Here is a 13086-nt window from a genome sequence, read left to right as displayed (position 1 = left end):
GGAGGATACACAACGTGATCCAAGCAGAAAGTCGTTTAAAAGTCGCTGATAACTCAGGCGCACGTGAAATTTTGACGATCAAAGTCCTTGGTGGATCTGGTCGTAAAACTGCTAACATCGGTGATGTGATCGTTGCTACGGTTAAACAAGCAACGCCAGGTGGGGTTGTCAAAAAAGGTGACGTCGTTAAAGCCGTTATCGTTCGAACAAAATCAGGAGCTCGTCGTACAGACGGTTCATATATTAAATTTGATGAAAATGCTGCAGTGATTATTCGTGATGATAAAAGCCCTCGTGGAACACGTATCTTTGGGCCAGTTGCACGTGAACTACGTGAAAACAACTTCATGAAGATCGTTTCACTAGCACCAGAAGTTTTATAATCTTGAGACACTTATCAAAGGAGGTGCGAAACAGTTATGTTTGTTAAAAAAGGCGATAAAGTTAAAGTTATCACTGGAAAAGACAAAAACAAAGAAGGCGTTGTACTAGCAGCGTTCCCGAAAAAAGATAAAGTTATTGTCGAAGGTGTAAATGTCGTTAAAAAACACCAAAAACCTTCTCAAGCTGCTCCTCAAGGTGGAATTGTTGAGATGGAAGCGCCAATTCATGTTTCTAACGTGATGGTGGTTGACTCTACTGGTGTAGCTGGCCGAGTTGGCTACAAAGAAGTAGACGGCAAAAAAGTCCGTGTTTCTAAAAAAACCGGTGAAGTTTTAGATAAATAAAAGTTTAAGGAAGGAGGGTCTTACTGAATGAACCGCCTAAAAGAAAAATATCTTAAAGAAGTAACTCCATCATTGATGGAAAAATTTAACTATAGCTCTGTTATGCAAACACCTAAAGTTGAAAAAATCGTCATCAACATGGGTGTTGGTGATGCGGTATCAAACGCTAAAAACTTAGATAAAGCAGTTGAAGAATTAACTTTGATCACTGGTCAAAAACCAATGATTACAAAAGCTAAAAAATCAATCGCTGGATTCCGTTTACGTGAAGGAATGCCAATTGGTGCAAAAGTTACATTGCGCGGAGAAAGAATGTACGAATTCTTAGACAAATTGGTTTCAGTTTCACTACCACGTGTACGTGACTTCCATGGTGTAAGTAAAAAAGCCTTTGACGGTCGTGGAAACTATACTTTAGGTATTAAAGAACAATTGATCTTCCCAGAAGTAGATTATGATTTAGTAGATAAAGTACGTGGTATGGACATCGTTATTGTAACAACAGCAAACTCTGATGAAGAATCTCGTGAGTTGTTGACACAATTAGGCATGCCATTCCAAAAATAATTAAAGGAGGCGAACTACGTGGCTAAAAAATCAATGATTGCTAAAAACAAACGTCCTGCAAAATTTTCAACACAAGCTTATACTCGTTGCGAACGTTGCGGACGTCCACATTCAGTTTATCGTAAGTTCCATCTTTGCCGTATTTGCTTCCGCGAACTTGCCTATAAAGGTCAAATTCCCGGCGTGAAGAAAGCTAGCTGGTAAAAAGTAAATTCGCATAAGAAGGAGGTAAAAGATCAATGGTCATGACAGATCCAATTGCAGATTTTCTAACTCGTATCCGTAACGCAAACATGGTTAAACATGAGTCTTTAGAAGTACCTGCATCAAAAATTAAACGTGACATCGCTGAAATCTTGAAACGTGAAGGTTTCGTTCGTGATGTTGAATACATCGAAGATGACAAACAAGGCGTGATCCGTGTTTTCCTAAAATTTGGTAAAAACGGCGAACGTGTTATCACAAACTTAAAACGTATCTCTAAACCAGGTTTGCGTGCTTATGTCAAAGCTGACGAAGTACCAAAAGTATTGAACGGTTTAGGTATCGCAATCATTTCGACTTCTGAAGGTGTTGTCACTGATAAAGAAGCTCGTGAAAAAAATATCGGCGGCGAAGTTATCGCTTACGTATGGTAATCAAGTAGAATCTACAAGGAGGTGTCTTTAAGTGAGCCGTATCGGAAATAAAGTCGTTGTGATCCCTGAAGGAGTAACAGTTACTCAAGAAGGAAACAACGTTACAGTTAAAGGACCAAAAGGTGAATTGACTCGTACTTTCTCAGCAGATATCAAAATGAATATCGAAGGAAACGAAGTGACTTTCACTCGTCCAAACGACAGTAAAGAAATGAAAACAATTCATGGAACAACTCGTGCGAACTTCAACAACATGGTTGTAGGTGTCAGCGAAGGATTCCAAAAAGCGTTAGAACTAATCGGGGTTGGGTACCGTGCACAATTACAAGGATCAAAACTTGTATTGAACGTTGGTTACTCACATCCAGTAGAAATCACACCACCAGCTGGAGTAACTGTTGAAGTACCAGCTAACACACAAGTAATTGTTAAAGGTGCGAACAAAGAAGAAGTTGGCGAATTAGCTGCAAATATTCGCGGAACTCGTCCTCCAGAACCTTATAAAGGTAAAGGTATTCGTTATGTTGGCGAATATGTACGCCGTAAAGAAGGTAAAACTGGTAAATAATCGTTTAGAAAAATTGCATAGAAGCCAGCAGCAGGAAAAAGGTATTTGGCTGAAGTTTACCTTCAAAAAAATAAATTTTTACTTGTGCCGCAGCTTCTATTTTTCGAAACGTATTTACTGCTTGAAATAGTAGTACAATAAAAATAAAGAGGTGACAATTGTGATTACAAAACCAGATAAGAACAAAACACGTCAAAAGAGACATCGTCGTGTACGTAACAATATCTCTGGTACTGCTGAGCGCCCACGCTTGAACGTTTTTCGTTCTAACAAAAACATCTACGCTCAAATTATTGATGACGTAGCGGGTGTAACGCTAGCAAGTGCCTCTACCTTGGATAAAGAAATTTCAGGTGGAACAAAAACAGAAGCAGCACAAGCTGTCGGTAAACTAGTTGCTGAACGTGCAGCTGAAAAAGGCATTAAAGTAGTAGTCTTTGACCGTGGTGGATACCTTTACCATGGCCGTGTGCAAGCTTTAGCTGAAGCTGCTCGCGAAAATGGACTAGAATTTTAGAAGAAGGAGGAATACCATTCATGGTTTATATCGATCCAAAACATTTGGAATTAGAAGACCGCGTTGTTGCAATTAACCGTGTAACAAAAGTTGTTAAAGGTGGACGTCGTCTACGTTTTGCTGCTTTAGTTGTTGTCGGTGACAAAAACGGACACGTAGGATTTGGTACAGGTAAAGCTCAAGAAGTTCCTGAAGCAATCCGTAAAGCAATTGAAGATGCGAAGAAAAACTTAGTTGAAGTACCTATGGTTGGTTCAACAATCCCACACGAAGTAATCGGTGCTTTTAGTGGTGGTAGAATCCTAATGAAACCTGCTGTAGAAGGTTCTGGGGTTGCTGCTGGCGGACCAGTTCGTGCCGTATTAGAATTAGCTGGGGTAGCAGATATCACTTCTAAATCTTTAGGCTCAAATACACCAATCAACGTTGTTCGCGCAACAGTTGAAGGTTTGAAACAATTGAAACGTGCAGAAGAAGTTGCAGAACTTCGCGGCAAATCAGTTGAAGAATTAATCGGATAAGGAGGACAACAATAATGGCTGAATTAAAAGTTACTTTAAAACGCAGTATTATCGGACGTCCTCAAAACCAACGCGATACAGTTAAAGCGTTAGGTCTTACAAAGATTAACAGTTCAGTGGTTAAGCCTTCTAATGAAGCAATTAAAGGCATGATCAATACTGTTTCTCACCTAGTGGACGTTGAAGAAGTTTAATTAAAAAAAATCAGAACTAGAACATTAAGGAGGTGCCAAACCTATGAAACTTCATGAATTAAAACCTGCTGAAGGTTCACGCCAAGTACGTAACCGTGTTGGTCGTGGTACTTCATCTGGTAACGGAAAAACTGCCGGACGCGGACAAAAAGGACAAAAAGCCCGTTCAGGCGGTGGTGTGCGTTTAGGATTTGAAGGGGGACAAACACCATTGTTCCGTCGTTTACCAAAACGAGGATTCACAAACGTGAACCGTAAAGACTATGCAGTCATCAATCTTGATGTATTGAACCGCTTTGAAGACGGAGCTGAAGTAACTCCTGTTGCTTTAGTTGAAGCTGGAATCGTGAAAAACGAAAAAGCTGGAATCAAAGTATTAGCTAACGGGGAACTAAACAAGAAATTAACTGTGAAAGCAGCAAAATTCTCTAAAGCAGCTCAAGAAGCAATTGAAGCGGCTGGTGGATCAATCGAGGTGATCTAATGTTTAGACTATTAAAAGATGCTTTTAAAGTAAAAGACATTAGATCGAAAATCCTATTTACTGTATTTGTGTTGTTTGTATTTCGCCTAGGTGCACATATCACTGTACCAGGCGTAAATGCTGCTTCATTGCAAAACCTTTCTTCTTTGCCATTTTTCAACATGTTGAACTTGGTAAGTGGTAGTGCGATGCAAAACTTCTCCATTTTCTCAATGGGGGTTTCACCATACATTACTGCTTCTATCGTCATTCAGCTTCTTCAAATGGACATCGTGCCTCGATTTGTTGAATGGTCGAAACAAGGGGAAGTGGGTCGTAAAAAATTGAATCAAGCCACTCGATATCTGACATTAGTATTGGCATTTATCCAATCTGTCGGTATCACTGCTGGATTCAACCAATACGCTCAATTAGGTTTCGTGAATAATCCTAACGTAGCAACTTACGTAACGATCGGTTTGATTCTAACAGCCGGTACGATGTTTGTTACTTGGCTAGGAGAACAGATCACAGAAAAAGGTATCGGAAATGGCGTATCAATGATCATTTTTGCAGGTATCATTTCTAGATTGCCTGAAAGTATCAGAGAAATTTATGAAGATTACTTTATAAATATCGATCCTTCAGACATATGGAAATCTGCTATTTTTGTGGCCATTTTATTAGTAGCGGTCTTATTGATCGTGACATTCGTAACATTTTTCCAACAAGCTGAACGCAAGATCCCGATCCAATATACGAAACGTGTCGCTGGCGCGCCTACAAGCAGCTATCTGCCGTTGAAAGTAAATGCAGCTGGAGTTATTCCAGTTATCTTTGCTAGTTCGTTTATTGCTACGCCAAATGCTGTTTTACAAGCATTGAGTGGTAGATTCGGTTCTGAAAACTGGTATAAAGTGATGATGGAGATCTTTAACTATAATACAGCACCTGGTGCTACGATTTATACGATTCTGATCGTTGCCTTCACTTTCTTCTACGCCTTTGTACAAGTAAACCCTGAGAAATTAGCGGAAAACTTGCAAAAGCAAGGAAGTTATATACCAAGCGTACGCCCTGGTAAGGGGACTGAAGAGTATGTCTCAAGATTACTGATGCGTTTAAGTACAGTTGGTGCAGTCTTCCTTGGTTTAGTGGCATTACTTCCAATCATTGCTCAAATGGTTTGGGATCTTCCACAATCAATCGGATTAGGCGGTACAAGCTTACTGATCGTTATCGGTGTAGCTTTAGAAACTGCGAAACAGTTAGAAGGCTTAATGCTGAAACGTAAATATGTTGGATTCATTGAGTAAGAAAGCGTGTTGAGGTTCTTCCTCAACACACGTTCTCACACATTTATTAGGAGGGAAAACAATGAACCTCATTTTAATGGGGCTGCCAGGCGCAGGTAAAGGAACACAAGCTGAAAAAATCATTGACGCTTATGGTATTCCGCACATCTCAACAGGAGATATGTTCCGCGCAGCGATGCAAAACGAAACAGCTCTTGGCCTGGAAGCAAAGTCTTATATGGATAAAGGTGCATTAGTTCCTGATGAAGTAACAAATGGAATCGTGAAAGAGCGACTAGCTGAACCAGATACAGAGAAAGGCTTCTTATTAGACGGCTTTCCACGTACACTAGATCAAGCAAAAGCTCTGGACGCAATGCTAAAAGATTTGAATAAAAAAATTGATGCTGTCATCGATATCCATGTTGGTGAAGAAATCTTGGTCGAACGTCTAGCCGGCCGATTTATCTGCAGCAATTGTGGAGCAACTTACCATAAAATTTTCAACCCTACAAAAGTTGAAGACACATGTGATCGTTGCGGTGGGCATGAATTCTATCAAAGAGAAGATGATAAACCTGAGACGGTTAAAAATCGTCTGGCTATCAACATCAAAAATAGTGAACCAATCTTGGCTTATTATAAAGAACAAGGTTTGCTAAACACTATTGATGGTGCTCGTGAAATCGATGCTGTATTTGCAGATGTACAAAAAATCATTGAAAAATAGCACGATTGCCCGTAGCCGACTTGCATTATGCAGTTACTCTTGTCAAGTTCAATAAATTATGATAGAATATGTCAGTCCGACTTCTAGAGAATCCTCTAGATGATCCATTTTGAGAATTTTGAGGTGGGAACTGCAGTTTCCGCCATTTTATCGTGTGAAAATGCGAAACAAGTACAAGGAGGTACTGTGCGTGGCAAAAGAAGATATGATTGAAGTCGAAGGTACAGTCGTCGAAACTTTGCCGAATGCAATGTTTAAAGTTGAACTAGAAAACGGACACCAAGTTCTTGCTACTGTTTCAGGTAAAATTCGTATGCATTACATCCGTATCTTACCTGGTGACAAAGTAACGGTTGAATTGTCTCCATACGATCTTAACCGTGGCCGTATTACTTATCGCTTTAAATAATTGTACTCCGTAAAACTACAGGAGGTATTATCATGAAAGTAAGACCATCAGTAAAACCAATGTGCGAACATTGTAAAGTAATTCGTCGTAAAGGACGCGTTATGGTGATTTGCCCAGCAAATCCAAAACATAAACAACGTCAAGGATAATTGGAGGTGCTATAAATATGGCTCGTATTGCAGGAGTAGATATTCCTCGTGATAAACGTGTGGTAGTTTCACTTACTTATATCTATGGTATTGGTAACACTACTGCTAAAAAGATCTTAGCTGATGCTGGTGTATCTGAAGATGTTCGCGTTCGTGAATTAACGAATGAACAAACAGATGCTATCCGTGCAGAAGTAGATAAATTAAAAGTTGAAGGGGATCTTCGTCGTGAAGTGAACTTGAACATCAAACGTTTGATGGAAATCGGTTCTTACCGTGGAATCCGTCATCGCCGTGGATTGCCTGTTCGTGGACAAAACACGAAAAACAATGCACGTACTCGTAAAGGCCCAGCTCGCGCTATCGCTGGCAAGAAAAAATAATTCTTAAGTGAAGGAGGTTAAAACTTCATGGCAGCAAAAAAAGTGAATCGTAAACGCCGTGTGAAGAAGAATATAGAAGCAGGTATTGCACATATCCATTCTACATTCAATAACACTATCATCATGATCACTGATACTCACGGAAATGCATTAGCGTGGTCATCAGCTGGTTCATTAGGTTTCAAAGGAAGCAAAAAATCAACTCCTTTTGCCGCTCAAATGGCAGCAGAAACTGCTACAAAAGCAGCAATGGAACACGGATTAAAGACTGTTGAAGTAACAGTTAAAGGACCTGGTTCTGGACGTGAAGCAGCAATTCGTTCATTACAAGCTACAGGTTTAGAAGTGACTGCAATTCGTGACGTGACTCCAGTTCCTCATAATGGTGCCCGCCCTCCAAAACGCCGTCGTGTTTAATGAGTGCCGCTCATTTTGAGTTTTATCAGTAACGTCATTGAACAAGACACTTTTCGTTTTGAAAGGGGTAAAGATAAGAATGATTGAGTTCGAAAAACCAAGAATCGCAAAAATTGATGAAGAAAAAGATTATGGCAAGTTCATCGTTGAACCTCTTGAAAGAGGGTATGGGACTACTTTAGGGAATTCCCTACGTCGTATTTTATTATCTTCTTTGCCAGGTGCTGCCATCACTAATATTCAAATCGATGGTGTACTGCATGAATTCTCTACCATTAAAGGTGTTAGAGAAGACGTCACTCAAATCATCTTGAACATTAAAGGCTTAGCGCTGAAAATGTATGGCCAAGAAGAAAAAACCCTTGAAATCGATATTACCGGACCTGCTACAGTAACTGCTGGCGATATTATCGTTGATAGTGATGTAGAAATTCTTAACAAAGATATGTACATCTGTAGTGTCTCTGAAGGAGCTACGTTCCATGCTCGCTTAACAGTGAAACCTGGACGTGGTTATGTTCAAGCAGATGAAAATAAAAAAGAAGATATGCCAATTGGCGTTCTTCCAGTCGATTCAATCTACACACCTGTTCGTCGTGTGAACTATCAAGTTGAGAACACACGTGTTGGACACCGTGAAGATTTTGATAAATTGACGATGGAGATTTGGACAGATGGTTCAATCGAACCGTTGGAAGCAATGAGTTTATCTGCGAAAATCATGACTGAACATTTGGATATTTTTGTGAACTTAACTGATGAAGCAAAAAATGCTGAAATCATGGTCGAAAAAGAAGAAACACAAAAAGAAAAAATGTTGGAAATGACGATCGAAGAGTTAGACTTGTCTGTTCGCTCTTACAATTGTTTGAAACGTGCAGGAATCAATACTGTACAAGAACTTACAAATAAATCTGAGCCTGAAATGATCAAAGTCCGTAACTTAGGACGTAAATCATTAGAAGAAGTTAAAGCAAAATTGCACGACTTAGGTTTAGGTTTACGTAAAGAAGATTAAAACCTTTTACGAAGGAGGGAAACCAACGTGAGTTATCGTAAACTAGGACGCACATCTAGCCAACGTAAAGCGATGTTGCGTGATTTAACAACTGATTTATTAATCAACGAACGTATTGTGACTACTGAAGCTCGTGCGAAAGAAGTTCGCTCAACTGCAGAAAAAATGATCACTTTAGGTAAACGCGGAGATTTGCATGCACGTCGTCAAGCTGCGGCTTTCGTACGTAATGAAGTTGCCAGCGTGCGTGAAGAAAATGAGGACATCGTCATTGAATCAGCTTTACAAAAACTATTCAACGATATTGCACCTCGTTACGCAGAACGTCAAGGCGGATACACACGCATTTTGAAGACAGAACCAAGACGCGGTGATGGTGCACCAATGGTTGTCTTAGAACTTGTCTAAAATCACACTAATAACATCACTTTATAGATGATTCTTTTAGAGTGTTATGATGTTGGAAGATATTTTTCCGAGTCTAGCTCAGCGCTGCTCCTCAAGCGAATATCGCTTGGGGAGTAAGCACTCATCATAAAGTGTTTTTTTATACCTTCAATTAACTGTCATGACAGCTCTGCTTGAAGGCATAAAAAAACATTTTAAGCGAGAAATAATTGAAAATTTTGTCTTTTTTTGATAGTGTTAGTAGGAACTTTAGGATGAAGAAGGAGTAATCATGGAGCCAATTATTGAATTAGAGAAAATAAATTACAAATACCAGCCAGATGATCTTCGCCCCGCATTGAAAGATGTCTCCTTTACAATTGATAAAGGTGAGTGGATCGCTATTATTGGACACAACGGTTCAGGAAAATCGACACTTGCCAAAACAATCAATGGGCTACTTCTGCCAGAATCAGGGGTCGTGAAAGTCGGAAATCAAGTATTGGATGAAGAAAACATTTGGACGATCCGGCAAATGGTTGGAATGGTTTTTCAAAATCCAGACAATCAGTTCGTTGGTTCGACAGTAGAAGATGACGTTGCGTTTGGTCTTGAAAATCAAGGGATTCCCAGAGAAGAAATGCTGATACGTGTGAAAGATGCACTTGAGAAAGTTAGAATGGCTGAGTTTGCTACACGCGAGCCTGCTCGTTTATCAGGAGGACAAAAACAACGTGTTGCTATTGCCGGCGTGGTTGCCTTACGACCTGATATCATTATTTTAGATGAAGCAACAAGTATGCTAGATCCAGAAGGCCGTGAAGAAGTGATTTCTACGATCAAGAAGATCAAAGAAGAAAGTCAATTGACCGTTATATCTATCACTCATGATATTGATGAGGCAGCTAATGCTAATCGGATACTAGTGATGAGACAAGGAGAACTTGTCCGTGAAGGTACACCAAAAGAAATCTTTTCTGCGGGGCCTGAACTGATCGATTTAGGTCTAGATCTACCATTTCCTGAAAAACTGAAACGTGCACTGAAAGAACGTGGGGTAGATGTGCCAAGTGAATATATGACAGAAGAAAGGATGGTGGATTGGTTATGGACATCCGTTTTGAACAAGTAGACTTCACTTATCAGCCGAATACACCATTTGAACAACGAGCCTTATTTGACATCAATATGACGATCAAAGAAAACAGTTATACTGCATTAGTAGGGCATACCGGAAGCGGGAAATCAACTTTACTCCAACATTTGAATGCGCTTGTTAAGCCAACAAGCGGTACCGTCCATATTGGAGAACGCGACATTCAGCCAGATACGGATAATAAAAATCTAAAGCCTATCCGAAAAAAAGTCGGCATCGTCTTTCAGTTTCCAGAAGCACAGCTATTCGAAGAAACGGTGGCAAAAGATATTGCCTTCGGTCCTAAAAACTTTGGTGTCAGTGAAGAAGAAGCGCTGATACTAGCAAAAGAAACATTAGAACAAGTTGGACTGGATGAAAGCTATTTGGAACGTTCACCATTTGAACTTTCAGGAGGGCAAATGCGTAGAGTAGCAATCGCTGGTGTGCTTGCCATGAAGCCTGAAGTACTTGTATTGGATGAACCAACGGCAGGACTTGATCCTCAGGGAAGAAAAGAAATGATGGAGATGTTTTGGCGTCTTCATAAGGAACAACAGATTACTATTGTTTTAGTGACGCATTTAATGGATGATGTAGCCAATTTTGCAGACTATGTCTATGTACTGGAGAAGGGGCGAATCGTTAATAGCGGGCAGCCTCAAGAGGTTTTTCAAAACATCGAATGGCTAAAAGAAAAACAGTTAGGTGTACCTACTGCCACAGAATTTGCAGAAGAATTAATGGCTAAAGGGATGGACTTCACTACCTTACCTTTGACAGCTGAAGAATTAGCAAACGCCATCATCCATTCTGCTGGAGGAAATGCCCATGATGAATAAATTGATATTTGGTCGTTATATGCCAGGAGATTCCTTGATCCATCGATTGGATCCCCGAGCCAAATTATTAGCCAGTTTTTATTTTATTGGTATCATTTTTTTAGCAAATAATTGGGAAACATATCTTGTATTGGCAGTTTTCACATTATTTTCTGTCTTCTTATCAAAAGTAGACTTGAAATTTTTTATCCGAGGTATTCGCCCATTGATTTGGCTGATCCTCTTTACTGTAGCTTTGCAAGTCTTGTTTACTAGTGGCGGAGAAACTTATTGGAGTTGGGGTGTTTTCCATATCACTGAATTTGGTGTGATGAACGGTCTCTTTATTTTCTGCCGATTCGTGTTGATTATTTTTATGTCGACGCTACTCACGCTTACTACACCGCCTTTGGAATTATCTGATGCGATTGAGTACTTGCTTCGTCCATTGAAAGCCGTACGGTTCCCAGTCCACGAAATTTCTTTGATGCTGTCGATTGCGCTTCGTTTTGTGCCTACATTGATGGATGAAACAGAAAAGATCATGAACGCTCAGCGCGCGCGTGGTGTTGACTTTGGTGAAGGCAATCTAGTTCAGAAAATGAAAGCAGTCATTCCTTTGCTGATTCCTTTATTTGTTAGCAGTTTCAACCGAGCGGAAGATCTTGCGACCGCTATGGAAGCAAGGGGCTACAAGGGCGGGGAAGGAAGAACGAAATATCGTGTCTTGCATTGGCATAATAGAGACACGATGGTTATCATTGCTTTTATATTATTAACCGTGCTGCTGATCTTTTTAAGAGGATAAACGTTCAATGGACCGCTATCTATCCTTTTCTTGCTAATCTATTTGCAAGAAAGGATGCGAACAGTGTATGACAAGAAGCATTAGGGTCTGTGGCAGACTAATGTCACAGGCCTCTTTCTTTTATTTGAAAAAAAGAACAAACAACATTATCTGGAAAAACCACTATTTCTAGACAACTTTTTAGAAACAAAGGAGAGAAAACCATGGTACGTTACAAAGCAATCATTGCATACGACGGAACAAATTTCAATGGGTTCCAGAAACAGCCAAATGGACGTACTGTTCAAGAAGAAGTAGAAAAAACATTACAAAGAATGGCAAACGGGAAAGAAATCACGGTCTTTGGTTCGGGAAGGACAGATGCCGGAGTACATGCAATCGGGCAAGTGATCCATTTTGATTATCCAGAAGAACGCCCATTAGAACGAATGCGTTTTGCGTTAGATACCCAGTCACCAGAGGATATCGCTGTAAGAAAAGTAGAAATCGTTTCAGAAGAATTTCATGCAAGATATTTGGTCAAAGAAAAAACTTATCAATTTCGAGTGGATATAGGCAAGCCACGCAGTCCCTTTCGACGTCATTATGCCAGTTATTATCCTTACCCACTTGATTTGGGAAAAATCCAGCGGGCGCTACCTGATTTATTGGGGACCCACGATTTCACCTCTTTTTGTGCATCAGGAAGCTCGATAGAGGATAAAGTACGTACGATCTATGAGGCTAAGATGGAGGTCAATGAAACAAAAGACGAACTGTTGTTTACTTTTAGAGGAAATGGCTTCTTGTATAAGATGATACGTATCTTAGTAGGAACGCTATTGAAAATTGGTAATGGCCGATTGCCTGAAGATAGTATCCCAGCGATTATTGCGAAAAAAGATCGTAATGCAGCAGGACCTACAGCACATCCTGAAGGACTTTATTTGTATGAAGTGAAATATGAATAAGAGGTTGTAAAAAAGCTGTCTTGCATCAAGCAATAAGAACAGCCAAACCAAAATAGCTCCTCATATTTTTCGTTTGGTTGGGCTTATTGCCGCAGATGCAAGTTTTTGAACACCGTTTAAGGAAGAGGTTGTGAAATCAGCGTTTTGACCTGAGTATTAGAGAAACAAGCGGAAAAATAGTTCCTCATATTTTGCCGTTTGTTGAGCTAATACCGAAGGACAGCTGATTGAACACCGTTTAAGAAAGAGGTCGTGAGCCTGCCGTTTAACTCTGAGTCACAAGGAGCAATTTCAAAAAACAGCTTCTCACGTTTGATGAATATCGCGACTTGTGAACGAAGCATGGATAAGTGAACCTTCTTTTTGCCACACTACTTTTTTGTAACCA

At 40.0% G+C, this 13086-nt stretch carries 22 protein-coding genes; all 22 read left to right on the top strand.

What is annotated here, in order from left to right; genetic code table 11:
* Positions 1-14: 14 nt before the first annotated feature.
* Positions 15-383, top strand: coding sequence for a 50S ribosomal protein L14 (gene rplN / locus KFO35_RS03295; protein ID WP_002288669.1), 369 nt, complete (start codon positions 15-17; stop codon positions 381-383).
* Positions 384-419: 36 nt separating this feature from the next.
* A complete protein-coding gene (gene rplX, locus KFO35_RS03290; RefSeq protein WP_002288670.1) occupies positions 420-728 on the top strand; it encodes a 50S ribosomal protein L24 in 309 nt (102 codons plus the stop codon).
* A gap of 27 nt (positions 729-755) precedes the next feature.
* On the top strand, positions 756-1295 hold the full coding sequence (rplE, locus tag KFO35_RS03285; RefSeq protein ID WP_002288671.1) for a 50S ribosomal protein L5: 540 nt from the start codon (positions 756-758) through the stop codon (positions 1293-1295).
* 18 nt (positions 1296-1313) lie between these two features.
* On the top strand, positions 1314-1499 hold the full coding sequence (locus tag KFO35_RS03280; RefSeq protein WP_002288673.1) for a type Z 30S ribosomal protein S14: 186 nt from the start codon (positions 1314-1316) through the stop codon (positions 1497-1499).
* A 35-nt stretch (positions 1500-1534) separates the two neighbouring features.
* Positions 1535-1933 carry a 30S ribosomal protein S8 gene (gene rpsH, locus KFO35_RS03275; protein WP_002288675.1) on the top strand — a complete coding sequence of 133 codons (399 nt, stop codon included), beginning with the start codon at positions 1535-1537 and terminating at the stop codon, positions 1931-1933.
* A 31-nt stretch (positions 1934-1964) separates the two neighbouring features.
* Positions 1965-2501, top strand: a complete 537-nt coding sequence (gene rplF, locus KFO35_RS03270) for a 50S ribosomal protein L6 (RefSeq protein ID WP_002309839.1) — start codon at positions 1965-1967, stop codon at positions 2499-2501.
* A gap of 160 nt (positions 2502-2661) precedes the next feature.
* Positions 2662-3018 (top strand): 50S ribosomal protein L18, encoded by a 357-nt coding sequence (rplR, locus tag KFO35_RS03265; protein ID WP_002288679.1) that lies wholly within the window; start codon positions 2662-2664, stop codon positions 3016-3018.
* A gap of 20 nt (positions 3019-3038) precedes the next feature.
* Positions 3039-3539 carry a 30S ribosomal protein S5 gene (gene rpsE / locus KFO35_RS03260; RefSeq protein WP_002288681.1) on the top strand — a complete coding sequence of 167 codons (501 nt, stop codon included), beginning with the start codon at positions 3039-3041 and terminating at the stop codon, positions 3537-3539.
* A gap of 14 nt (positions 3540-3553) precedes the next feature.
* Entirely contained in the window at positions 3554-3733 is a 180-nt protein-coding gene (gene rpmD, locus KFO35_RS03255) for a 50S ribosomal protein L30 (protein WP_002290455.1), read from the top strand.
* Positions 3734-3776: 43 nt separating this feature from the next.
* The gene (gene rplO / locus KFO35_RS03250) at positions 3777-4217 is read left to right on the top strand and encodes a 50S ribosomal protein L15 (protein WP_002288687.1); all 441 of its coding nucleotides are present in this window, start codon (positions 3777-3779) and stop codon (positions 4215-4217) included.
* On the top strand, positions 4217-5512 hold the full coding sequence (secY, locus tag KFO35_RS03245; RefSeq protein ID WP_002288688.1) for a preprotein translocase subunit SecY: 1296 nt from the start codon (positions 4217-4219) through the stop codon (positions 5510-5512). The genes rplO and secY overlap by 1 nt, the downstream gene beginning before the upstream one ends.
* Before the next feature lie 61 nt (positions 5513-5573).
* Complete coding sequence (locus tag KFO35_RS03240; RefSeq protein WP_002288690.1) at positions 5574-6221, top strand: adenylate kinase; 648 nt, start codon at positions 5574-5576, stop codon at positions 6219-6221.
* A 190-nt stretch (positions 6222-6411) separates the two neighbouring features.
* Positions 6412-6630, top strand: coding sequence for a translation initiation factor IF-1 (gene infA / locus KFO35_RS03235; protein WP_002288695.1), 219 nt, complete (start codon positions 6412-6414; stop codon positions 6628-6630).
* 32 nt (positions 6631-6662) lie between these two features.
* Positions 6663-6779 carry a 50S ribosomal protein L36 gene (gene rpmJ, locus KFO35_RS03230; protein ID WP_002288710.1) on the top strand — a complete coding sequence of 39 codons (117 nt, stop codon included), beginning with the start codon at positions 6663-6665 and terminating at the stop codon, positions 6777-6779.
* A gap of 17 nt (positions 6780-6796) precedes the next feature.
* Positions 6797-7162 (top strand): 30S ribosomal protein S13, encoded by a 366-nt coding sequence (gene rpsM, locus KFO35_RS03225; RefSeq protein ID WP_002288713.1) that lies wholly within the window; start codon positions 6797-6799, stop codon positions 7160-7162.
* Positions 7163-7189: 27 nt separating this feature from the next.
* Positions 7190-7579, top strand: a complete 390-nt coding sequence (rpsK, locus tag KFO35_RS03220; protein WP_002288714.1) for a 30S ribosomal protein S11 — start codon at positions 7190-7192, stop codon at positions 7577-7579.
* Between the two features lie 79 nt (positions 7580-7658).
* The gene (locus tag KFO35_RS03215) at positions 7659-8597 is read left to right on the top strand and encodes a DNA-directed RNA polymerase subunit alpha (RefSeq protein ID WP_002288715.1); all 939 of its coding nucleotides are present in this window, start codon (positions 7659-7661) and stop codon (positions 8595-8597) included.
* Between the two features lie 27 nt (positions 8598-8624).
* A complete protein-coding gene (rplQ, locus tag KFO35_RS03210; protein ID WP_002288716.1) occupies positions 8625-9005 on the top strand; it encodes a 50S ribosomal protein L17 in 381 nt (126 codons plus the stop codon).
* 271 nt (positions 9006-9276) lie between these two features.
* Complete coding sequence (locus tag KFO35_RS03205) at positions 9277-10116, top strand: energy-coupling factor ABC transporter ATP-binding protein (protein WP_002290456.1); 840 nt, start codon at positions 9277-9279, stop codon at positions 10114-10116.
* Positions 10092-10961 (top strand): energy-coupling factor ABC transporter ATP-binding protein, encoded by an 870-nt coding sequence (locus KFO35_RS03200; protein WP_002315504.1) that lies wholly within the window; start codon positions 10092-10094, stop codon positions 10959-10961. The genes KFO35_RS03205 and KFO35_RS03200 overlap by 25 nt, the downstream gene beginning before the upstream one ends.
* Positions 10951-11748, top strand: a complete 798-nt coding sequence (locus KFO35_RS03195; RefSeq protein ID WP_002315505.1) for an energy-coupling factor transporter transmembrane component T family protein — start codon at positions 10951-10953, stop codon at positions 11746-11748. The genes KFO35_RS03200 and KFO35_RS03195 overlap by 11 nt, the downstream gene beginning before the upstream one ends.
* A gap of 203 nt (positions 11749-11951) precedes the next feature.
* Positions 11952-12698, top strand: coding sequence for a tRNA pseudouridine(38-40) synthase TruA (gene truA / locus KFO35_RS03190; RefSeq protein WP_002315506.1), 747 nt, complete (start codon positions 11952-11954; stop codon positions 12696-12698).
* Positions 12699-13086 lie beyond the last annotated feature (388 nt).

The sequence above is a fragment of the Enterococcus lactis genome, from assembly GCF_015751045.1.
GTDB classification, from domain to species: domain Bacteria; phylum Bacillota; class Bacilli; order Lactobacillales; family Enterococcaceae; genus Enterococcus_B; species Enterococcus_B lactis.
The sequence above is the reverse complement of the archived record's forward strand: the minus strand, read 5'-3'. Positions and strand labels throughout refer to the sequence as shown.